General features: G+C 60.9%; 17 protein-coding genes. 2 read left to right on the forward strand and 15 right to left on the reverse strand.

Annotated elements, in window-relative coordinates; all coding sequences use genetic code 11:
• Positions 1–9 precede the first annotated feature (9 nt).
• The 14 genes from H8B14_RS20160 to H8B14_RS20225 all read right to left on the reverse strand — a co-directional run bounded on the left by H8B14_RS20160 (position 10) and on the right by H8B14_RS20225 (position 20,155).
• A complete protein-coding gene (locus H8B14_RS20160) occupies positions 10–3,030 on the reverse strand; it encodes a Tn3 family transposase (protein ID WP_187317480.1) in 3,021 nt (1,006 codons plus the stop codon).
• A 34-nt stretch (positions 3,031–3,064) separates the two neighbouring features.
• Positions 3,065–6,154 (reverse strand): efflux RND transporter permease subunit, encoded by a 3,090-nt coding sequence (locus H8B14_RS20165; protein WP_187317481.1) that lies wholly within the window; start codon positions 6,152–6,154, stop codon positions 3,065–3,067.
• 3 nt (positions 6,155–6,157) lie between these two features.
• Positions 6,158–7,402 (reverse strand): efflux RND transporter periplasmic adaptor subunit, encoded by a 1,245-nt coding sequence (locus H8B14_RS20170; protein ID WP_187317482.1) that lies wholly within the window; start codon positions 7,400–7,402, stop codon positions 6,158–6,160.
• Positions 7,403–7,423: 21 nt separating this feature from the next.
• The gene (locus H8B14_RS20175; RefSeq protein WP_187317483.1) at positions 7,424–8,788 is read right to left on the reverse strand and encodes a TolC family protein; all 1,365 of its coding nucleotides are present in this window, start codon (positions 8,786–8,788) and stop codon (positions 7,424–7,426) included.
• Between the two features lie 293 nt (positions 8,789–9,081).
• Entirely contained in the window at positions 9,082–9,795 is a 714-nt protein-coding gene (locus tag H8B14_RS20180; protein WP_187317484.1) for a phosphatase PAP2 family protein, read from the reverse strand.
• 64 nt (positions 9,796–9,859) lie between these two features.
• A complete protein-coding gene (locus H8B14_RS20185; protein WP_222840668.1) occupies positions 9,860–10,624 on the reverse strand; it encodes a COG4705 family protein in 765 nt (254 codons plus the stop codon).
• Between the two features lie 12 nt (positions 10,625–10,636).
• On the reverse strand, positions 10,637–11,452 hold the full coding sequence (locus H8B14_RS20190; RefSeq protein WP_187317485.1) for a phosphatase PAP2 family protein: 816 nt from the start codon (positions 11,450–11,452) through the stop codon (positions 10,637–10,639).
• Between the two features lie 53 nt (positions 11,453–11,505).
• The gene (locus tag H8B14_RS20195; protein ID WP_187317486.1) at positions 11,506–12,288 is read right to left on the reverse strand and encodes a phosphatase PAP2 family protein; all 783 of its coding nucleotides are present in this window, start codon (positions 12,286–12,288) and stop codon (positions 11,506–11,508) included.
• Between the two features lie 60 nt (positions 12,289–12,348).
• Positions 12,349–13,623, reverse strand: a complete 1,275-nt coding sequence (locus tag H8B14_RS20200) for a sensor histidine kinase (protein WP_187317487.1) — start codon at positions 13,621–13,623, stop codon at positions 12,349–12,351.
• Positions 13,620–14,297 carry a response regulator transcription factor gene (locus H8B14_RS20205; protein ID WP_125435006.1) on the reverse strand — a complete coding sequence of 226 codons (678 nt, stop codon included), beginning with the start codon at positions 14,295–14,297 and terminating at the stop codon, positions 13,620–13,622. Before H8B14_RS20205 ends, H8B14_RS20200 begins: the two co-directional genes overlap by 4 nt.
• Positions 14,298–14,392: 95 nt before the next feature.
• Positions 14,393–14,986: a recombinase family protein gene (locus H8B14_RS20210; RefSeq protein WP_187317488.1), complete on the reverse strand. Its 594-nt coding sequence runs from the start codon at positions 14,984–14,986 to the stop codon at positions 14,393–14,395.
• Between the two features lie 276 nt (positions 14,987–15,262).
• On the reverse strand, positions 15,263–16,345 hold the full coding sequence (locus H8B14_RS20215; protein WP_187317489.1) for a T9SS type A sorting domain-containing protein: 1,083 nt from the start codon (positions 16,343–16,345) through the stop codon (positions 15,263–15,265).
• A gap of 490 nt (positions 16,346–16,835) precedes the next feature.
• Positions 16,836–19,244 carry a T9SS type A sorting domain-containing protein gene (locus H8B14_RS20220; protein ID WP_187317490.1) on the reverse strand — a complete coding sequence of 803 codons (2,409 nt, stop codon included), beginning with the start codon at positions 19,242–19,244 and terminating at the stop codon, positions 16,836–16,838.
• A 608-nt stretch (positions 19,245–19,852) separates the two neighbouring features.
• Complete coding sequence (locus H8B14_RS20225) at positions 19,853–20,155, reverse strand: hypothetical protein (RefSeq protein WP_187317491.1); 303 nt, start codon at positions 20,153–20,155, stop codon at positions 19,853–19,855.
• Positions 20,156–20,299: 144 nt separating this feature from the next.
• Here H8B14_RS20225 and H8B14_RS20230 point away from each other — a divergent pair, with 144 nt between their 5' ends.
• Positions 20,300–21,043, forward strand: a complete 744-nt coding sequence (locus H8B14_RS20230; protein WP_187317492.1) for a ParA family protein — start codon at positions 20,300–20,302, stop codon at positions 21,041–21,043.
• A 14-nt stretch (positions 21,044–21,057) separates the two neighbouring features.
• Complete coding sequence (locus tag H8B14_RS20235; protein WP_187317493.1) at positions 21,058–21,540, forward strand: hypothetical protein; 483 nt, start codon at positions 21,058–21,060, stop codon at positions 21,538–21,540.
• Between the two features lie 442 nt (positions 21,541–21,982).
• Here H8B14_RS20235 and H8B14_RS20240 read toward each other — a convergent pair whose 3' ends face one another.
• Positions 21,983–22,918, reverse strand: a complete 936-nt coding sequence (locus tag H8B14_RS20240) for a replication initiation protein (protein ID WP_187317494.1) — start codon at positions 22,916–22,918, stop codon at positions 21,983–21,985.
• Between the last annotated feature and the right edge of the window lie 212 nt (positions 22,919–23,130).

The raw sequence follows: 23,130 nt of genomic DNA on the forward strand, positions 1-23,130 counted from the left end.
AAACCAACGCTAAGGAACTTGCGCGAGTTGTTCTTCCCAATCGGCCGGGTCCCGCAACGGCCGCAATTGCCCCGCAGCAAGGCTTTCGGGCAACGTAAAATCGTAGCGTCCCAGCATGTTGACGTGCTCATACAATAACGGCGAAAGCCGGGTAATGTCCTCCTCCAGTACTTCCCCACCCGTTTCTTGGTGTTGCACCAGCGCTTGCTGTAAATAACGTGTGTTCCATAGCACCAGCGCATTCACCACCAAACCCAGGGCTCCTAACTGGTCCTCCATACCCTCGCGGTAGCGCTGGCGCAACTCGCCTTTCTTGCCGTGAAAGACGGCGCGGGCCAGCGCATGCCGCCCTTCACCCCGGTTGAGTTGCACCAGGATGCGCCGCCGGTAGGCCTCATCGTGGACGTAGGCCAGCAGGTAGCGCGTTTTCTCCACCCTCCCTAATTCGGCCACGGCCCGGCCCAGGCCCGATAAGGCTCCGGCCCGTTGCAGGGTGCGCATCACGGCCGGGGCCTTGACCTTGCCCACTTTAAGTGAGCCGGCCAGCCGTAGCATATCGTCCCAGTGCTCGATAAGGAGACGGGCATTGATGACGTGGCGGCTCAACGCGTTCAGCGGCCCGTAATCGTCGTCTTTCTGCAGCCGCCAGAAACGCTGGTCGGCCAAGTCGGCCAGCCGGGGACTGAAGCGGTAGCCCAGCAACGCGAACAGGCCGAAAACCACGTCGCTGTAGCCGTGGGTGTCGGCCATAATTTCGCGTGGGTCCAGGCTGGTTTGCTGTTCCAGCAGCCCGGCCAGGATGAAGAGGGAGTCGCGCAGCGTACCGGGAATGACGATGCCGTGAAAGCCGGTGAACTGGTCGCCCGTGAAGTTGTAGTAGGTCACGCCACGCTGCGAGCCGTAGTATTTGCGGTTCCAGCCGGCGTGCAGGGTGCGCACGGGCACGACGAAGCGCATCCCGTCGGCCGAGGCCACTTCCCCACCGCCCCAGGCCTGGGCCAGCGGCAGCCCCGCTTGTGCGTCCACGAGCCGGGCATTCGCGGCGGTGAGCGTTTCGACCCGCACGTAATTTTGCTGTACCCACGACAAGCGCGGCAACGTCAGGGCCGGTACGTCGGCCCGCGCCACCGTTTTCAGGCCGATGTTGCAGGCCTGGGCCAGCAGAACGGCGCAGATACTCAGGGGCAGGTCGGTGGCGGCCGTCTGCCCATCGGCCACATGGCTGAAGGCGCTGGCAAAACCGGTAAAGGCCTCCACTTCCAGGAGCAGCGCGGCCAGTTCGACTTGGGGCAACTGGCTGGCCAGGTGCTCCCGCAGGTGCTGTAAGCGCGCAGACTCCTGCTGTGCCGCCAGGGGACTGACCACCACGTATGGCTGTCCGTTCTCCTGCCGCAGCTCCAGGGCCGTATTCTGCGCTAGATTTTCACTCACCTCGCGGTAGGCGTCCCGCAGTTGCTGCTGGAGTCGACCCACTTCGACGGTTGGGTCAGTAGACCTTTCTAGGGCCCGCGCCACGGAATCGCGCGCCACCTCCCACTGTTCGCCCCGTAGCAGTTCGGCCCGTGGGTCGCCGTACCGTTCACTACGTACTACAAATACCTCCCGGCGGCGCAAAGCTTGATGCAGCCGGTCGAGCACGCATATGGTATACGCGGGTGGATTTACCTCGCCTTCGGCAGGAAATACCCGCCCCGCCCACCCCTTGGGCACCACCGCGCGGGGGGCGGAAGTCCATTTGGGCCGGCCCCGGCCGCTCGTTTCCTGCGCTTGCAGGAAGTGCCAGGCATCCAGTAGGGGTTTGGCTGATGGAGTACCTTCGAACTTGACGCTGCCGAGCAAGGCGGGCAAGAAGCGGCGCACCGTGGCATAGCTGCCGCTCAGCGCTTGCGCCATAGGGTCCTCCTGCGGGCTAGCCAGCGCCTGCACGGCGTCTGCCGCCACCCGTAATCGGGCCTCGCCCAGGACGGCCAGGGCCCGGGGTCGTATTGCTTTGGCGGGTACCGCCTCGTTGAGCAGGATGCAGACAGCTTGCTGGAGCAGCAGGGCGGCATGGTCCAGGTCTTTGAGCGAGCGAAGCCGCTCACTACGACGCTTGGTTTCCCCGCGCAGGGCCAGCGACGTCATTAGCCCGTCAAACAAATCCAGCACGTCGTCAGTGGCCGTGCGTTCCAAGGCCTGCACGAACACCAGCAGCGTGGCCAGGCAACATTCCTCGCCCATGCGTAGCAAGGGCTGGGCCCACGTCAGCTGGGCATGTCGGGCCATACGGACCAGCCGGGCTTCGGCTACATTCTGCACGGACACATCCCCCACGCCGACGGCCCAAATCTGCTCCAACCGCCGCAGGGCGACCACCAGGGCAGAAGCGGACACGCGGGTGGGCGGTATTCGCAACACTTCCAAGGGCGTTAGCCGCTCCCTCGCGGGCACCAGCAGCAACGCTTCCAAGGCAAGTTGCTGCGCGGGACTGAGGCGGGCCCGCAGGTGGCGGTAGATGTGCTGGCCACTCTGTTCGCGCACCCGCACAATGAGGCGCGTCAGGAGCGAATCGCCTGGCAACACCACGCGCAGAGTAACCAGATGCGCTGTGGTCAAATCAAACAGAACGCTCGGGCGCACCGTGCTGGTGGTTACCTGCGCGTAGAGCCAGCGCGTGAGTCGAAACGCTTGCCGGGCATCGAAGGGCACGTACCCTGAGTACGCCACCAGGCTAGCTTGGTGGTCATACCACGTATTAGGGCGGGTATGGTAGCCGTCCAACGACTCCGCCGGCAAACCGAGTTGCTGAGCCAGCGTGTGAACTACACTGGTCGGCACCTGCGTGGGGTCAGGCAGAAAGGTGCCCAGGAAACGGAGGGTGCAGAGCTGCACGGCACATCCCAGCTTGTTGTAAGGGCGCCGACGCCCCGATAACCACTGCAGGTCCGGGCCGCTCAAGTAGAAGAAACGGCTGAGTTGCTCCGGGCTCGGGTCGGCATGATAGCACCCGTACCGGGCGGCTTGGTCGTTGCTAAGAAATTCTACCGGCATCGGGGGAACGTCCAGGGTCTCAGCCCACGCTTTTCTACTGGTTCGCGGAGTCGGACGGGCTACCTGCCTTCCGCCCGAAGGCCCAGTAGAGCGCCGGCATGCCCAGCAGGTTGAGCACCGTGGAGGTGATGACGCCGCCCAGAATGACCACCGACATGGGGTGCTCGATTTCAGAGCCCGGCTCGTTGCCGGCCAGGATGATGGGCAGCAGGGCCAGCACCGACGTCAGGGCCGTCATGATGATGGGCGACACCCGCTCCAGCGAGCCGCGAATGATAAGCTCCTTGCCGAAAGGCATGCCCTCTTCCCGCTCCAGGTGCTGGTAGTGACTGACGAGCATGATGCTGTTGCGCGCCGCCACCCCGAGCACCGTGATAAAGCCCACGATGGAGCCTAGCGAGAGCACGCCGCCCGTGAGAAAGGCCGCCAGCAAACAGCCCGACACGGCGAAAAACAAACTTAGAATGCCTAGCGTAGCCAGCCGCACGGTGCCGAAGTCGGTGTAGAGCACCAGGAAGATGCCGATGAGCGAGAGGCACACCAGCAGCGACATGCGATTCTGCGAGGCCTGCCGCTCGGCGTACTCGCCCAGGATTTCGGGGTGGTAGCCGGCCTCGAAGGCCACGCCATCCACTTGCGCCTGCACGTCGCGGGCCACGGAGCCCAGGTCCCGGCCGCGCACGTTGAGCGTCACGTCGATGCGGCGGGAGGAAGCTTCGCGGGTGATTTCGTTTGGCGTGGGCACGATGCGTACATCAGCCACCTCGCGCAGGGGCACGGCCCCACCACCGGGCAGGCCAATGAGCAGGTCGCGCACGGCCCCGAAGTCGGAGCGCACGGCCGGCTGGCCCCACACGGCCACGTCGAAAATCTTCTGCTCCTGGTAGATTTCGCCCACCTTGCGGCCCTTTACCAGCGTGCTGATGGCCTGCAGCACGGTGCCGGGGCTGAGGCCGAAGCGGGCCGCTGCCTCGGGCTTTATCTTCACCTGAATCTGGGGCACCAGCGTCTGCTGCTGCACTTTCAGGTCCACCACGCCCTCCACGCCTTCGAGTTTGCTGCCGACTTCCTTGGCCTTGGTGTAGAGCTGGTCGAGGTCGGGGCCGAAGATGCGCACCACGATGGTAGCCGAGGTGCCGGTGAGCACCTCCTTGATTCGCTCGCGCAAATACGTCAGCAGGTCGCGGTAGAGACCGGGGTAGCCGTCCACCACGGTCTGGATTTTGGCCACGGTCTGCTCATAGTCCACCTTGGGGTCGACGGAAATCCACAGCTCGGTGAAGTTGGGTCCGACCACCTCATCGGCCACCTCGGCGCGGCCGATGTGGGCCCCGAAGTTGCGCACGCCCGGAATGGCGCGCAGCTCCTTGCTGGCCCGCACCGTGATGCGCGACATGGCCTGCAGCGAGGTGCCGGGCTTCTCCACCCAGTGCATCAGAAAGTCGTACTCCTTGAAGTTGGGCAAAAACTCCTGGCCGAAAAACGGCACCAGCAGCATCGACACCACCGCCACACCAGTCAGCGACCAGGCCACGCGCTTGGGACGAGCCAGCAAACCGGGCAGCACCCGGGCGTAGTGCCGCTTCAGCCAGGCCACCACCGGCGCGTCCTTCGACTTTTTCTCCGCTGCCTTGGGCAGCAGCAGCAGGGCCAGGGCCGGCGTCAGGGTCAGGGCCACGAATAGGGAGGCCAGGATGGCCAGCACGTAGGCAAAGGCCAGCGGCTGGAAAAACGCCCCCGACAGGCCCGGTAGCAAAAAGATGGGCAGCAAGACCAGCGCCACGATAACGGAGCCGTAGATCACGGCTGACCGTACTTCCATGGAGGCCTCATATACCACCGCAAACGCGGTTTTGGGTGAGCCCGCTTCGTGGTTCAGCCGCAGCCGCCGCATGATGTTTTCCACGTCGATAATGGCGTCGTCGACCACCTCGCCCAGGGCAATGATGAGGCCGGCCAGCACCATCGTGTCGATGGTTTTGCCGGAGTAACGCAGGGCCAGCGCCGCCGCAATCAGCGACGTGGGCAGCGCCAAAGCGCTAATCAGGGCCGTGCGCCACTCGTACAAAAAGAATAGCAGCACCAGCACCACCAGCACGCAGCCGATGAGCAGCGACTTGTTCAGGTTGCTGAGCGACATCTCGATAAAGGTCGCCGGCCGGAAGATGGTGGAGTCGATATCCAGGCCCTTCAGGCCCGGCCGCATGGCGTTCAGGGCCGCTTCCACTTGCCGGGTCACGTCCAGGGTATTGGCGCCGGGCTGCTTTTCCACGATGAGCAGCAGACCGGGTCCGTCGTTAATCACGGCGTCGCCGATGGGCGCGGGGAAGCCCTCGACCACCTGCGCCACCTCGCCCAGCTTCAGACTTACGCCGTTGCGGAAGGTCACGGGCATCTGGGCCAAATCGGCGGCCGACTGAATAGCCGAGCTTTGCGAGACGGCCAAACGCTGGTTGGGCGAGTCGATGAAGCCGCCGCCAGCTAGCGAGGTAGCGTCGGCCGCGGCCTTTTCCACTTCGGCCAACGTCAGGCCCAGGGTGCGCAGCTGCTCGGGGTTCACCAGCACCTGCAGCTGCCGGTCGCGCTGGCCCCAGATGGCCACGTTGGCCACCCCGGGCACCGCCATCAGACGCGGGCGGATGCTCCAGCGGGCCAGCGTCGTCATCTCCACCTGCGTCAGGCTATCGGAGGAAACGCCAATCTTGAGTACCCGGCTGGTCGAAGACAGCGGGGAGAGCATCACCGGGGGGCGGGCCACGCCGGGTAGTGTGGGCGCCACCCGCGCCAGCCGCTCCTGCACCGCCTGCCGGGCGTTGTTGATGTCAATGCCCTGCGGGAAGTACAGCACCACCGACGAGAGCCCCAGCACCGATTTGGACCGGATTTTCTTCACGTCGGGCGTGCCGTTCAGCGCGTTTTCCAGCGGTACGCTCACCAGAGCTTCCACCTCGGCCGTACTCAAACCTGGGGCTTCGGTCTGCACTTCCACGTAGGGCGGAGCAAACTCGGGGAATACATCCAGGGGCGTGTTGCGCACCACCTGCAGGCCCGCCACCAGCAACACCCCAAACAGGATGACCACTACCAGCCGCAGCCGCAGCGCCGATTCTATGATCCACTTCATGGCTTAGTGGCTGCCGCCAAATTCAGTTCCGAATAATTCTGCCGCGCCGTCGGTCACGACTTCCGCGCCGGCCTGCACGCCCCGAGAGATGACAATCTGGTTACCCACTGCCCGTTGCACCTCTACCCGCTGCCGGGTGTACTGCAGCGGTTTAGTGCGCACGTACACCCACTGCCCGCCCGAGGCGTCGTAGAGCAGCGCGGCGGCCGGAATGGTCAGGGCAGCCGTTGTGGCGGTGCCGCCCGTGGCTGAGCTGCCGCTGCCCAGCGTCACGTCCACGGCCACCCGCTCGCCGGGGCGGAAGGCCTCGTCGGTGTTGTCCAACTCGTAGAACACGTCGGCCGTGCCCGTGCCGGCTGCACCCGCACCGGGCGTGCCGGTACCGGCGGAGGCGCTGAGCAAGGGGGCTTCTACGGGCCGGGCCTGCCGGGCCGCGCCCCCGTTCAGGGGCCGTACGGTCACGGACTGTTCCTTGCCCAAACGACGCAAATCACCCACGAACAATGGCACGCGCACCCATACTTTGTTGAGGGCAGCCAGCTCCACCAGCACCGTGTTGGCCGTCACCACCGAGCCGGGCGCGACGTTCACGCGCTGCACCACCCCGCTCAACGGCGCTTTGATGGGCAGGGCCTGCCCGCCGCCGGTATTGCCGTTCATGGCCCCCTGCCGGGCGCGGGCGTCGGCTAAGGCGCGCTGAGCCAACGCCACGTCGGCGCGGGCGTCGTCGCGGGCCCGCACGCTGCCCGCGCGGTCGGCCAGCAGCTCCTCGGCCCGTTGCAGACGGGCCTGGGCTACCTGCAGTTGGGTGCGGGCCTGGGTGGTGCCCTGGTCGAGGGTGAGCAGGTCGCGCTCCGGCGGCAGCGGCACCAAGCTGTACAGCGTCTGGCCCTGGCGTACGCGCTGGCCGGCCGTGAGGCTGGCCCCGCCGCGTAGCGTGCCCTGCACGGGGGCCACAATGGTGACGGCCTGGCCCGGCACGGCCTGAATCTCGCCGCCTACTTCCCGCGTGGCCTGCACGTTGTCGGTTGTAATGGCCACGGTTTTGATGCCCAGCCGCTTTTCCGCGTCAGCAGTAATAACTATGGTAGTCAGGTCCGACTCCTTGACCGGGTTTTCGACTTCGGCGGGGCTGACGGCCTTGGGCTTTTCGGCTTTGCCGCAGGCCACCACGCCGCCGAGCAGGCTAGTCAGCGCCAGGCAGCGGGCGGCTACCAGCAGAGAGGATGTGAACGGGGGAAAGTACATGGCAGGAAGATGTCGGAGAAGTTAGAAGCGGCCACCCACGGCGTAGCGCAGCCGGGCCAGAGCGCGGCGCTGGTCGGCGCGGGCGTCGGCAGCGCGCTGGCGGGCATCGAGCAGCTGGCGGGTGGTTTCGGCCACCTGCACGTAGGGAAAGTCGCCGTTGATAAAGGCGTTGGTGGAGCGGCGTAGCGCGTCGCTCAGGCTGGGCAGGTAGCTTCGTTCCCACAGGGCCACGCTCTGGGTGGCCTGCTCGTACTGGGCGTAGGCCTCGCGCACATCCAGGTTCACGGTCTGGCGCAGGGCTAGATACTGCCAGGAGGCCTGTTCCAGTTCGGCTTTGACCCGTGAGATGCGGCCCTGGTTGCGGTTGAAAATAGGCAGGCCGATGGCCGCGCCCGGCCCCAGGTGCACGGGATTAGGGTCGTTGAGGCGGGCGTTGAGCGAGAGTACGAACGAGAACACCCGGCTCCGTTCCCACTTCAGCCGCTTGCCGATGCCCTCAATGCCGATGCGGGCGGCCCACAGGTCGGGCCGGGCCGCGTAGGCCGAGTCCAGCAGCGTGCGCAGCGGCGGCACGGTAGTAGCAGAGGTAGGAGCCGCCGTGAAGCGCACCGAGTCGGCATTCACCGAATCCAGTCCGAGCGTGGCAAAAAGCCGCAGGCGGGCCACCTGGGCGTCGCGGCGGGCGCGATAGAAGTCGTCGACGGCGCGTAGGCTATCAGCGCTGGGGGCCACGGTTTCCAGTTCGCTGGCCTCACCCACCCGGTAGCGGGCCCGCACAATGCGCGCTACCTCGGCCCGCATGGTAATGGCCTCACGGGCAATGCGCAGCCGCTCCTCGGCCAGCGTAATGTCGGTGTAGGCTACCTGGGCGTCGCGGCTCACGAGCAGGCCCCGGCTCACCAGGCTTTCGGCCACGCGCTGGGTTTCGAGCTGGGCGGCTCCCACCCGGCCCGGGCGCTGCCAGAGCAGATCGGAGGCGAAGTTCAGGGCCAGAAATACGGGCGAGGTACCGTAGGCCGTCACGCCCGTGAGCACAGGATTGGCCAGCAGACCGGCGTCCTGCAAATCAGCCTGGGCAAGGGCCAGCGTACTCAGGTCCGCCTGAAAGGCGGGATTGCGCGTGAGCGCCAGGCTCACGGTTTCTTCCTCGCTCAGGCCGTCCTGCAGGTTTGGCAGCGCGGGGGCGGGGACGGTAGCTGAGCGGCCCGGCCCCAGCTCGTAGCCGGCCCGCGCCTGTAGCCGGCGGGCCACATGGTCGCGGGTGTAGGTCGATTTGGTACTCACGCAGCCCGCTAGCAACAGGGGTAGCGCCAGCAGCCAGAGGCAGCGCCGGCGAAGCGTGGCGGCCAGGGAAACGGGAGGTGGAAGCGGGGAATGTATGGTCACGGCAACGGCTGCTGGGGGCAACTACCTGGGCAGAGTGCTACCGCCGGGATAGGTGCAGAGTAGGATCTTGGACTTAGCTCGCTGGCTCCGGCGTGTTTTCACCGCCTTTTCTGGCTCGCATGAGTAGTACTAAACCCAAGTATGAAGAATGCGTGAAGTTGAAACAGGCCCAAGAATACGAGGCCTTTCTGAAGCAATTCTGTAGTCGTCCTGCCACCATGGCAGGTGGATGCTCGTGCGCATTAGTTGGCCGGCGGAGACCAGACCAGACAAGACCAGGGCTGGGCGCGTGCTCAGCTCCGCCGGGCCAGCCAGTAGGTGCGAGTGTCGCGCCACAGCTGGCCCAGGTCCAGGGCGTGCCGGTCAAAGAGCAGGTGTATGCCGCCCACCCAGCCCATGGCCCCCACCCAGCCGGCCAGCACATCGGAGGGGAAATGCACACCCAGGTACATGCGCGACCAGCCCATGAGCAGCGCCCAGCCCGTGCCGAGCCCTACGGCTACCCAGCGGCCCCGGGTGGGCCAAAGCAGCACAACGAGCGTCAGGGCCAGGGCCGCCGCCCCCATGGCATGCCCGCTGGGAAAGCTGTAGGTGGTCTCCGGGGCGATGGACACCCAGAGTGCCGGGCGGGCCCGCGCCAGCAGCAGCTTGGCAAACAAGTTCAGCACGCCAGCTCCGCCCACCGCGAGCAGAAAAAACAGGGCCGCCCGCCGCTGCCGAGCCAGCAGCAGGCCCAGTAGAACCGTGGCCTCCACTACGGGCGTCCAAAGCATGCCCCCGGCCCGGGCCATCCACAGGGCCACGGCGTCCTGCCCGGGGCTGCCAGTCCGGTGCAGCAGTTCCAGCAGGGCCTGGTCGCCGAAGAAGCCCTGGTCTTCCCATACTTCCTGGGCTACCTTGATAAACACGCACCAGGGCCCCACGAAGCCCATTATCAGCCCGAGCAGCAGCTGGCGGTGCCGCCGCCAGAGCAGTCGGCCAAAGCCCCAAAGTGCGGATAGATACATGCGGCGGGCGGGTAAGGGGAGTAGTCGGCAGCTGGTGGCTGCCAGCGGGAGCCGCGGCGCCTGATTAGCTGCGCGGTGGATGGGTTTGCGCGGGGACCTGTGGCCGCCAGGTGGTATACGCCACCAGCGCCCCCAGCAGTAGCAGTAGAATCAGGGAGGAGCCCTGCGTGCCGAACCCCAGCCCGTTTTTCGCTACCGGCTTGGTGAGCAGGTCGCCAAAGGTGGCCCCAAACGGCCGGGTCAGCACGAAGGCCAGCCAGAAGAGCAGTACCCGCGAAATGCCGGTGAGATAGTAGGCGCCTACCACGGCGGCCAGTAAGCTGCCGATCAGCAGCGCGCCACCCCCGAACCCCAGGCCGGAGCTGTCGGCCAGGTAGTCGCCCAGTGCGGTGCCCAGCGTGTTGGACACCAGAATGGCCGTCCAGTAAAACAGCTCGCCGCGACGGGTGCGGATGTCGGACACGGACAAGGACTTTTCGCTTGCCCACCACAGCCCCAGCACGGCCAGCAGCAGGCCCACCAGCAGCCCCGCCCCCGTGGCATACCCCAGGCCCAGGGTCCGGTCCAGGTAGTCCGAGAGGGTAGTGCCGGCCGTACTCGTGGCCAGAATCACGGCCCAGTACAGGGCGGGAACGTAGTGCCGGGCGGCCAACTGCCCGAGCAGCACCGCCAGAAACAGCCCGAGCAACAGCAGGGTGCTGGCCCCGTAGCCCACGTTTAGCGTCTGGGCCAGCAGGTCACCGGCCGTTTCCCCCAGGGTAGTGGCGCAGATTTTCATTACCCAGAACAGCAGGGTAACCTCGGGAATCTTTTTCAGGACGGATTGCATGCAACCGGGCCGTTAGCGGGCGCGCCAGCTTACCGTCAGGCCGGGTGTGCCACCGCCGAAGTAGGCCGGGGCTACGTTCAGGCCCACCATCGTAGGCTTGCGGCCCCACCGGTTGCGGTGGGTGAGGTAGCCCAGGTGCGCCGACAGGATGCCAAAGCCGGCCCCAGCCACCACGTCGCTCTGCCAGTGCTTGCTGTTGATCATGCGTAGCGCGGCCACGCTGGTGGCCAGCGTGTAAGCGCCGATGCCGTACCACTGGCTCTTGTCCCGAAACTCGGTGTGCACGATGCTGGCTGCCAGAAATGCCTGCGCCGTGTGCCCCGAGGGAAACGACAGGTTATCGGACCCATCCGGCCGGGTTTCGCGGCTCAGGAACTTCACCGCGTAGGTTGTGCTGAGCATGATCAGCTCGCTTTTCAGCACCACCAGCCCCATGTTGAGGCGGTCGTTGTGCGACTCCACGCCCGAGAACAGCACGGCGCCCAGCTCCAGGTACGGGGCGAAGATGAGCAGGTCGTCGGCGCGGGTGCGGAAGGTGGGGAATACCCGGTGAATGTCGCGGTTGGCCTGCTGGTTGGTGTAAAAGCCGCCCCCGTTGAAGGTGTAGGCCCCGTAGCCAATGAGCACGGCCGGCACGATGGTGGCTTTCACCAGCTTGCCGGCGTACCACGGCTTCTTGCTGCTTGCCGCTACGGCATTAGGGTTCTCAAACTTGTGCGTGGTATCCGGGAGTATCGTCTGCAGGGGTACTACCTGCGCCGAAAGAGGGTGAGCTACTACGCCGCTCAACAGGAGCAGCAACGGGTAATGGACAAGTCGCTTGCGCATATACTGTCTTGCAGGAAGTGGTACCAGATTCAGGGAAAAGAGAAGTAGCAGCCTCACAGCCGGACTACCGCGGTGGCCCCCAATGCTCCCTGCTGGTAGCTGGGTACCACCAGTGCCCGGCTGCCCAGCACCCGGCGCATCGGCTTCATAAGGCGCGGATACAACCAGTAGGCCGCCTCGGTGGAGAGGATGCCCACGCCGGCTCCGGCCAGCACGTCGGAGAGCCAGTGCGCATCCTTGGCCATACGGATGACTCCCGTAGTAGCGGCCACGCCGTAGCCCCCGAGGCTGTACCAGATGCTGCGCCCGCCGTATTCCTTGTGCAGGAACGTGGCCGAGGCAAAGGCCAGGCTGGTATGCTGGCTGGGAAAGGAATGGAGATTGGACCCGTCGGGGCGCTGCACCTGCGTGAGCTTCTTCAGGTTGCTGGTTACCGCGTCGTTGAGGGTGAAGGCTAGCGCCGCCAGCAGCAGCTGGTCCACCGGTTTGTGGCGGCCCGGCACCCCGGCCAGGCCTAAGCCGAGCGCGGCTGCCCCCGGCAGGTAGCGGAGCTGGTTGTCAAGCGTCATCGTGGGCCGGCCCATGTGCTCGCGGATTTCCTCCCGCATTTCCTCGTCCGATTCCAGCAGCTCCACCCGGTGGGTGGTCAGGGCGCCGGCCGTGAGCAGCAGCGTAGGCACCAGCACCGCCCGGCTCACCGGCCGCTGCCAGAGCGCCTGACGTATGGTGGAGTCACCAGAGGAGGGCGTTAGCGAAGCGGATGGTAGCATCTGGGCCCGAGCCGGAAACAGGGGCAGCAGACAGCACAGCCAAGGGAGCAGCACAGAGCGGAACATACAGACAGGAACAGGTAGGCCCCAAACGTAAGGGCCAATTCTGTGCACATTCTGTAGTTGTCAGGGCCGGACGGCCACCGGCCCAAACCGGACGCGCAGCGTATGCCATGGCGGCTCCGGGACGTAGTCGTACGTCACGGTAAAGCCATAAAAAGCTGTGATGCTCTGCACAATTGACAAGCCCAGGCCGGGCGACTCGGAAGCTGCGTTCTGCTTGCGGAACCGCTCGAAAAAATGTACAGGATCCTGCTGCGCCGCCAGAGCCGGGCCGGCATTGGTGACAATCAACTCGGTGGTCGTCATCTCCACCCGCAGCAGGCCACCCGCCTGGTTGTGCCGGATGGCGTTGTGCAGCAGGTTGCTGAGCAACGAATCCGCCAAGGCCGGGTGCATCATAAGTACCTGCTCGGCGCTGATCTGTACGTCCAGCTGTAGGTCTTTCTGCTGGATGAACTCCTCCAGCTGACTCAGCTTTTCGCGCAGCAGCTCGGCCAGCGGCACCGGCTGGGCGGCGGCAAACTGCTGGTTTTCGATTTTGCTGAGCAGCGTCAGGCCCTGGTGCAGGCGGGCCAGCCGCTGCACGGCCGCGTACAGGTCGCCCACCAGTGGGCCGGCTGGCGCGGGCAGATCGGGCAGCTGGAGCAGCTGCTCCAGCTTAGCCTGCATGATGGCCAGGGGGGTGCGGGTTTCGTGGGCCGCGTTTTCCGTGAACTCCTTGAGTGTGGCGTAGTCGGCCGCGACCCGCTCGCTCAACTGGGTAAGCGTGTGGTTGAGCTGGGCAAACTCCTCGATGCGGGTAGCGGGCAGCTGCAGCACCTGATGCTGGCGCACCTCATAGCCACGCAGCTGGTGCAGGGTCTGCTCAAATGGGGCCCAGAGGCGGCGGGTCAGCCAGCGGTTGAGTACCACCACGCCCAGCAGCAGCGTGCCCAGCACGCCCACCAGCAGCAGCAGAATCAGGCGCTGGACTTCGTAGGTTTCCAGTAAGGCTTTGCTCAGCGATACCCACTGGGTTTGCCCATTGAGCTGCAGCCGGAACGTGAGTTGGCGGTAGGGCTCCAGCTCGTTTTCCAGGGGTTCCAGCAGCAGGGTGTCGCGCAGGCCTTCCGGCTGCCGCTGCGGGCTGAACTGCATGCGGCCCTCGAACGGGGTGCCGGGCAGGCGGCCGGTGCGCTGCACCTGCTCGCGCAGGTAGTCGCGCTGCTGAAACAGGCGCTCCTCCACCTCGCTTTGCAGCGTCCAGCGCACGCCGTAGTACAGCAGTACGCTGCCCACTGTGAAGAGCACGGTGGCCAGCAGCAGGTAGTAGCGGTTGGTGGCGGCCAGCAGCTTCATTCCGCGCTGAACTTGTAGCCTACCCCGTAGACGGAGCGGATGTAGTCCCCGGCTCCTTTCTCCTGCAGCTTACGCCGCAGGTTCTTGAGGTGGGTGTAGAGAAAGTCGAAGGAGTCGGCCGCATCGGCCGCGTCGCCCCAGACGTGCTCGGCAATGGACTCCTTGGTTAGCACGCGGCCGGGCTGGGTAAGCAGGTACAGCAGCAAGTCAAACTCCTTACGCGTGAGCAGTACCGGCTCGCCGTTGACCAGCACTTGGGCCTGGTCGGGAAACACGGTCAACTCCTGAAACAGCAGGTGGCGCTGCCCCTGAAACTGCCGCCGCCGGATAATGGCCTTCAGCCGGGCGCTTAGCTCCGAGAGGTGAAACGGCTTGGCCAGGTAGTCATCGGCCCCCAACTCCAAGCCCAGCACCTTGTCGTCGAGCGCCCCCCGGGCCGAGATAATGAGTACGCCGGCCGGGGAGCGGTCGGCTTTGAGCGTGCGCACCACGTCCAGCCCGTTGCCGTCGGGTAGGGTCAAATCCAGCAGCACGCAGTCGTACTGGTAGAGCTTAATCTTCTCGTGGGCCTGCTCGTAACTAGCCGCGGCTTCCACAACATAGCCGTCCTGGCGCAGGTACTCCACCAAGGAGGTGCGCAGGGCGGGCTCGTCTTCTACAATCAGCAGCTTCACGGGAGAGCAAGGTTAGGAACAGCAGAAAGGTAGCCGGCAATTCTGAAGACTTTCTGACGGCGGCCGTCACAAGCAGGCACCCGGCAATGCGGCAACTACGCCGATTCCTGCGCTTTTCCGCCGGTTGCCACCCCCAGGTACGCCAAGTAGCGGTAAATGGTGGCCCGGCCGACCCCTAGGAGCTGGCCGATTTCCGCCACCGTCTTATCCTGCTGCAGGTAGAGCGTTTTCGCGGCCTGGGCCTTGGACAGGGCTTCTTTGGACAGCCCCTTGGGCCGCCCGCCCTGCCGGCCGCGGGCGCGGGCGGCCGTCAGGCCGGCTTTCGTTCGTTCCCGGATAATATCGCGCTCAAACTCGGCCAGAGAGGCAAACAGGTTAAACATCAGCCGGCCCTGTGCCGTCGTCGTGTCCAAGTGGTCCTGCAGGCTGACAAAGTGAATGTCCTGTTGCTGGAAGCCGCTGACTAGGGTGACCAGGTCTTTGAGCGAACGGCCCAGTCGGTCGAGCTTCCACACCACGAGCGTATCGCCCGGCCGCAAGCGGGTCAGCAGGTGCCGGAGAGCTGGCCGCTCTTTGACCGATGACACTTTTTCCTGAGCGACTTCCACGCAGCCGTAGGCTTGCAGCGCGTCGGTCTGTAAATGCAACTGCTGGTCGGGGGTACTAACGCGGGCATAACCAAAAATCATAGTGCTTTTCTCGATAAGTCAACGGGGGCAAAGATAGTGAGCCGTTGAATAATGAGAACAGCTAATGAGACAGTTGCAGACCACTTTCTGCTGCTTTTTCCGTGCGCTATTTACTGGGCCGAAAAAATGCCCGTTTCCTGAGACACCCCACCACCGGAATCTGATTAACTGGCCTTAGCGTTGTTTTCCGTTCTTACTATAGTGCGACCCCATTCACTGTTAAGCGTCACGGCTGGCTCTGTTCTGACAACTCGTCCAAATACCTTGGCCTAACCTCTAGGGTGCCACCACAAGGCGGCGCGTGGCCGGGAGCCAGCCCGGCACCCGGAGCGCACACAGATACACGCCCGCCGGCAGCCCACCCAGTTCCAGCACCACCGTGCCACTGCCGCCAGCGACCAGCAGCCAGCGGCGCACCACCTGGCCCAGCATATTAGTGAGTTGGAGTTCCGCCCGCCCGCTGCGTGGTGGGCGGCGGTAGGCCACGGTGGCCGTGCTACTGGCTGGGTTGGGGTAAGGCGGCTCTAGCGCCACTGCGCCGGCTACGGCCCTGGGAGTAGCCGTCGCGGTGACGATACCTGGTAGCCCCCGCAGCCGGATGCGCGCCGTGTACAGCTCGCCAAACGTGGGACTGCCCGCCACGCAGCGCCCGAATATATATACGGCGCTGTCACCGTCGGCTAGCAGCTTATGCGGCTGCACCTGGGCGCAAATTTGGCTCAGCAGCGGGTACGTGTTCAGCAGCTGGCCCGTGGGGCTGAGGCGTAGGAGCGTGTAGGGCAGATTGGTAGTGATGCCGGCACTATTAGCCGACAGCACCAGCACGGAGCCATCACTCAGCTCACACATGCCCGCAAAGCTGATGGCATTTCGTAGCCCCCCGCCGATGGGCGGGCGGTAGGCAAATGACCACTGCGGCTGTAGCTGCGCATCTACCTTCAGCACCACCGGAATGGGCGAGCCAATAGCCGTATCCAGCCGCGCCAGCAGCAGAAAGCCCCGGTCACGCAGCGGTAGCGTGCGGTCATTAGAGTTGAAGTTGTTGAGCAAGGCCCGGCCGAGCCCAAACGGCGAGTAGCTCAGCCCGCGCAGCGAGTCGCCGGCCGGGTTGAGCAACAGTAGCCTGACCATGGGGCCAGCCCCAGGCGGCGAGGTCTGCCCGGTCATCAGAATATTGCCGTCTTGGGTGTAGCAGGTATAGGTGGGCGCATCACTGACGGTGCGCCCGTACATTTTCCGCCAGAGCACCGCGCCAGCCGTGTCGGTTTTCATGAGCGTCCATTGCGCCCGGTAGTCGGTGGTCTGGCTGGCTGCCGGGGAGTGAATGCTGATGAAATAGCCGTCGTTTGCCTCCAGCAACCCGAAGCTACGGTCCTGGACTGTACTAGAATAGCTGCGAGTCCATCTAGGTGTCGTTGGTAGGGAAGCGTATTGGGATAATTCTATGGTAGAAGAATTAATGTTGAGGCCGTTGGTAACCGAGCTAGAAGTTGCATACCCAGCCCGACTACGTAATGACAAATGCCACGGAACATCGATTACAAACCCTTTATCAATCGTCCAAAGTGTGTCGAGCGAAGGGGTCAGTAAGCGTAAATAGCTTCTGACTGTCGGCAAACCTCCCGTTACGCCAGAAAGCAGCAAATTCCCTTCATCCGTAAATACTGCTCTAATTGTTGCGCTTGCTGGTGCGAAATTGCGGCCACGTACTAACCGTTCGCGCACGATTTGCTGGCCGAGGGCACTCTTACCGCCTAGCAGCAGGAGCACCCAAATGAAAACCCATTTCATCATATTGGATACTTGCCTTTCGGGCTACCATGTCGGTTAGCCCGAAAGGCAAGGCCTACTATTTTCCAACAACTAAGTGTTGCGTCGGGCCAACCCGACTATCTACCAACAGCCGATAAGCGTAGTGGCCGCTAGGCAAGTGACTTACATCAATACGCTGGTCGTGCGCGCCAGCTTTGGGGGATAAGTCAGTCGTCAATACCATCCGTCCCGTTAGCAGATTTGTCAGCTGCAGCTCAACGCGTTGCGCAGTATGCGCCAATGTATAACGCATCTGTACCGAGCTGGTTGCCGGGTTGGGATAGGCAGTAGCTTCCAGCGGGGTTTTCATACTGCTCTCGGCAGTGGCGGCGGCGGGATGCGCGGTTAGTTGGCTGCGGTAGGGCGCGGCGTGGGGATAGTAATAACGCAACCACGTCGCCGCTTGTTCCGCCACCGACGTATTGGATGTGTATATGGCGTGCAGCGCCGCACTATCGGCCTGCGGCAGGCGCTGGCCGGCTGGCGGCCAATTCTGCCGGCGGGCCAGCACGTCGTAGAGCAGAATGCGGCTGCGTACTTCTGCTTCGCGAGGGAAAGCGCGCAGCAAGGAAGCCCGCATAGCTTGGGCAGCTGCCACATTACCTTCTCGGATGTAGGCGTTCAGCAAATAAAAGCCAATGGTTCCGAAGGATTCCGGACTAGCAGCACGCAGCATTTCCGCATATCGGGCCAACCCCGGCAAGTCACTCTGGCTTTCAAAATAAGAGACGATGACGCGCTGATATTCCTTTTGTTGGACAAATGATACCCGCTCATATTTCAACGAGTCCATTAGCATTTTTACAGCAGCAGCCGAAACGGATTGTTGTCGTGCGGCATTTACTCCATTGTTATTAAAAGCATTCTTGTTCAGGCAATAGCTAATAGGCGAAACACTATTCTCAGGTACTATGGAAGCGCCAATAACAGTTCCTAAATTTTCCTGTGAAGAATTTAGGCGATGGTAATTCACGCTGGCATTCGCCCCTTGGTTATATACTCCAACATCGATACCAGAGAAGCGGTTGCCGTTTGGATTACCGGGCTGACCTAACGAGGGCATCCAGGCATTTCCGCCTGGTGCGTTGAAGCCATAGGTAGTTCCCAGGGAGCTATTCAGCTTTTCAAACGTGTTGCACTGCGCCATACCAGTTCGCTGAATAATAGAGAAATTACTGGTTGGAAACACTACGCCATTAATGCAATCCGTTAGTTTATTATCAAACATAGCAAACGGACTTGCTCCCATTTCAATTCCCGTATTGAGTTGTTGAAACGTATTGCGGGATAAGCTTTGATAGCCGTCCGCTATGATACCTGTCTGATACTTGTAATTGGTTTGGTCAGCAGGATTTTGGCCTGTTATCCGGTTTTCGTTCATAAATCCGCTGGCATTAGCGTAGTAATAGTTGATGCCCGTTGAACTTCCAGTTGGAGAAATCTGAGAGGTGTTGATACTGCGGCTGGCGTTCAATTCAATGCTATTGCCGTTTACATTCACGCCTTGATTCTGCCTGGTCCAGATTCCCAACGTGTAAATTGAGCGAAGTGTATTATTCGTGATATACACAAAGTCACGGTCGCCTACATTATTCACGATTCCGTAAACAGCATTGATAATTGTATTTCCGTTTACACGAACCGACCCGGAGTTAGGTGGAGTTTGGCCTGGACCATACGTAAACGGGTTTATAAAGAGCGCCTGATATGTTATATAGTTTGAAGTAGGGCTGGTGTATTTATACGGAGGTAGCATTTGCATATTGTCGGACGTGAATGTACATGCCTCAATAAGGCTAGAACTCCCTGGGCTAATGTGTTTCGAATAGTCATAAATATGATTAAGATTATTGCTAAAGGTTGAGTTTTGAATATAGTAGAATGTATCAAAATTAATATCTGCTGGCTGTAGTGGTGCGTACACGCCATATTTAGCATTGCTGATCCGGCTGTTATTCTGAATATATAATTGGGCTCCTGATACGTTCCCTTCCATAACAATACCAAACCAGGAGTTGCAAGTGCCCCGAATAGTGGCATTGTTGATACGCAGAGTCGCCCCGAGGCCAACGATAATTTTTCCCGTTGGCTCTCCATTTACAGGTGATGTAAAGAAGGAAAGAGTATTTCCTGGATTCACTTCAAACGTGCCATTTTCAAGTCGTAGGTCCCCTCTAATACCCGCGTTCTGACCGAAGATAAATGTGCCTCCATTTGCACTTATCGTTGTCGTTGCATCAGGATTGCCATACGTTATGGCCGGTATTGGATACAGGTCGAAGCAGTTGGTGGTTGGGGGTGCCGCTGCTGTTGTGACACCGCCTTTCATCATGGTTGGGGTCACACTACCCTTTATCGGTACTGTCATCTGCTGCGCAGTCAGCGAATTGATGGTTACGCTGGCCAGCAATACTGTGGCTAACGTTAATAAGTAATTTTTGCTCATGACTGTAAAGATTACTGTGAGAAATAGGACTGTGATGAAAGTAGCTTGACGTCAGACAATTAGCAAGCTATGTCACAATATTATCGTATTAGTGATAGGGGGCTTCTTCCAGCGGGATACTGACCTGTTTTAGAAATGTGGCCTCAAAATCGCATTTGACATTTGCTGTTGTCGCACAGACCGTTAGCGCCCATTATAGCCCTGACGCAGAGGCTTTTGCTTCCTCCTATCCTATATTCAGCAACGCCGCTAAATTGGTCGTATTCTGCGACACCCCGCCCACCACAAACTCAGTTGGACCAAGACCTAACAGACCAGCTCCCCCTACCATTGTTTCCGCTCCAACTATTGTTGCCCTCCTAACATGCTTACAGCCGTCATAATCAGTACTACATCTACTACATCTACTACAATTTCGAGCCAGAACGACAGCTACTTTACGAGGGGGCAGAGGCAGCTTTATCAGCTGAGTTTGGCTCCCATCCTGCCAGCCGTTAGCCACGAACGCAGCTTTTGAGCATAGTGGCCACTAAGGTTTGTTGGCACTTATTCCAACATAACAGTAGCCTTAGAGTAATTTTATTCCCCTGCTGCTATAACAAAGCCTGCTAGCATTCCGTTGGTGGGCTGGTTGTCGCTTGCAACTCAGCCACGTTGAGGGAGGCCAACGGGAGGGCAATAGCCAAGCCTGACCCGTGCACCACATCATTAGCCCATGCCGCTAAGTCCGTCGCATATACCATCCGTTGCCCGGCGCTATTCTGATACACCGTCTTGCCTTCCATGAACACGGCCAAGCTGGAACGTAATGCCGCCGGGATGTCAGAAAAGGCTTGGTCGGTAGAGGACGTCAGCAGGAACTCTAAATAGGTGCGTAGGGCTAGATAAGCCGCGTGGTCTTCGAATGGCATGAAGTAAAAACAGGAATCCACTACAAAGTACTTCGCCTAAATATAGGCCCTATAGGCCTTTTTAATGGTTTAGGAGGTTTTAAAGTAGAGTAATACTTGTAACATAGGTAATACGAGTAACATTCGGTTGCGTATGTTTGCGGTATGAGCAAGATTCTGGCGTTTACAAACCAAAAGGGGGGAGTCGGCAAAACCACGTCCACGGCCAACGTTGGGGCGGGCCTCGCCCGTGCTGGCCAGCGGGTGCTGCTGGTGGACCTGGACCCACAAGCCAATCTTACCAATGGCCTGGGCCTGGCCGATGCTGAGCAGAATGTGTACGGTGCCCTGCTGGGCGAGTACCGCCTGAAAGCCTACTCCCTGCACGAGAACTTAGCGCTGGTGGCCGGCTCCCCGGCCCTGTCGGGTTTTGAGAAGGTCAAAGGCGACGAGCTGGACCGCGAGTTTCTGCTGAAGGAATTGCTCGAACCCGTGCGCGAGCGCTGCGACTATATCCTGCTGGACTGCCCGCCGGCCCTGGGCCTGGTCACGCTGAACGCTTACGCCTGTGCCCAGGCGCTCTACGTGCCGCTGGAAGCCCAGATGTATGCCGCCGACGGATTGGAGAAAGTGTTGGAGCTGGTCGGCCGGGTGCGGCGGCGACTGAACCCCGAGTTGTCGGTAGGCGGCATCTTTTTCACCCGCCACGACGGCCGTAAGGTGCTGCGCCGCGAAACGGCCGAAGAACTGCGGACGCTCTATCCGGGGCTGGTGCTGACCAGCTTCATCCGCGAGAGCATTGCCTTGGGCGAAGCACCGCACCTCGGCCAGGACATCTTTACCTACGCCCCGCAAAGCGCCGGGGCGGCCGACTACCAGGCGCTGGTAGCCGAAATTCTCACCCGCTAATCCGTTCGCTTTTCATGGCCAAGACCTTTAAAAACCTGCCCCGCCCCGGTGAGCCGAACGCGCCCAAGCCCACATCTGAACGCGACTTTTTTGACCTCAGCGACGAGCCAGTACCCGCGAAAAAGCCCGCTGAGCAGCTGAAATCGGCACATAATACTGGTAACATAGGTAATACGAGTAATATAGGTAACACTGGTAATACCAATGAGATAACCGGTGCCATTTCATCATCCCCTGCTACTAAGTCTGCACCGGATGGGGTGCGTCAAACATTTGTACTGAGCCGGGGCCACTTGGAGCAATTGCGCGATTACGTCCATGCCCGCCGCGCCCAGGGAGAGTATACCTACTCCCAGAAGCAAGCCCTGCAGGAGGCTTTGGAGTTGCTCTTTGCTGGCACTGCCCCGGCTCCACCCCGGCCGGCCCAGGCGCGGGAGCAAGAGCAACAGCGCCGGCAGCGTATCCAGCAGGGACGACGGCCCGAAAGCAATGAGTAGCTAGAGGATTAAGCCTTTTTTGTCAAGTTTTTACTGGCAAAAACTTGACAATTTGCGATTGGAGTGGATTTGCCAAGGCTTCGTTAGGCCACCAATTGGGAAAAGCCTAGGGACGCGCTGTAAACGACGCGGCAGGCGGGTAAGCAGTCTGCCTGCCTAAAAACATCGTTAGCGTCGCACCGCGGTCCGTTGCTGGCTTTTTAGAGCATCTGTTGAGGGATTAGGGATTTGATGGATAGGGTTAGGTTGATGCTCAAACTTCACTTGGTAGCTGAGACAAGAACCCAATTCTGCTAAGCGAACCCATTGTAATCACTCATGAAAGGCAATGTAGTAACACCAGTAACATGGGTAACACCGGTAATACTCGTTTTCAAAACGTCTGGCTTTTTAGGTTTGCATTGCTGTTTTCGCAGCCGACTTGGTCCAGTGCCACAGAGTGTTAACTGCTTTTAGCCGTCTTGAGCCCCAGAACGGTGAGCAGGAGTCCAGCCGGGTTTTTATCGGCCTTGATTTTATCGGTCTTCAGCCGGTACATGAATTTGAACAGCTCGTTGAGCAGCTGTTCATCGCCCAGAATGCGGCTGACCAGCTTTGCATCCTTAATGCCCAACGTTTCCAAGTGGCGACGGGCCATTACGACCCGGGCCTGCTCCGGCGACTCGTCAAAGGGAATCGGCAGCTGCTTAGGCTGCTGTTGGGTGACGTAGAAGCGGACGGCGTGAAAGGAGCGGCCCTGTTTGAGCAGCGTGTAGCCAATCTTCAGCTCGGTGTTTTCGTTGATTTGCCGGACGGCAATATCAAGCACTTTTGCCTTTAGGTCGCTGATGCGCTGGAACTGCTCGGGCTCCTTGCCCTTAGCGTCTTTAAGCTTGAGCATGAGCTTGAACTCATCCAGGTCGTAGGTCTTGGTTTCGCCGATGTCTTTCCACTGGGAGGCCAGTTGGTAGATGCGCTTGGCGTACTTACTGGAAATCTTCAGGGCCGAGAAGAGTTGAAACGAGGTGAAGTTGTTCTTCAGCTCGAACAAGTAAGGCCGGATGTCTTCCGATAACCGGATGCGCAGATAGCCCTGGCCCTTGACATACTCCACCTTCTGGAACATCCAGAGCTGTACGTAGGCCTCGTCGTTCTCCACCTCGAACATGCGCGAGCCCATGGACTCAGTAGCTTCTTTTAGCTGCTTGTAGTGCCACTCGCGGCCTGTCATGGCCACCACCTCGTTCATGTGAATCTGATACTCTTGATTGGGCGCATCTTCCCGGCGAAGCTTGGAGAGCAGAAAGAAGAGTAGGTCCAGCTGACAAGCCGTGTAGTCATACCGGGCAGTAGTGATGGCATTGTGCTGCCGGACCTGCAGCGCGTCGGAAGTTTCCATAGGGCGGGGGGTAGACTACAAATATAGACGTATAAGTATAAAAACTACCCTATTTTATCGAGGTCGTTTTTAACTGATAAAAAGTCGTAGTTTGAGTAAGGGGTAACTGATAAAAAGTCGTTTTTAACTGATAAAAAGTCGTTTTTAACTGATAAAAAGTCGTTTTTAACTGATAAAAAGTCGTTTTATGTGCTTGTAACTCTCAGTAAACC

Origin of the sequence: Hymenobacter puniceus, assembly GCF_014333525.1 — a bacterium.
Lineage (GTDB): Bacteria > Bacteroidota > Bacteroidia > Cytophagales > Hymenobacteraceae > Hymenobacter.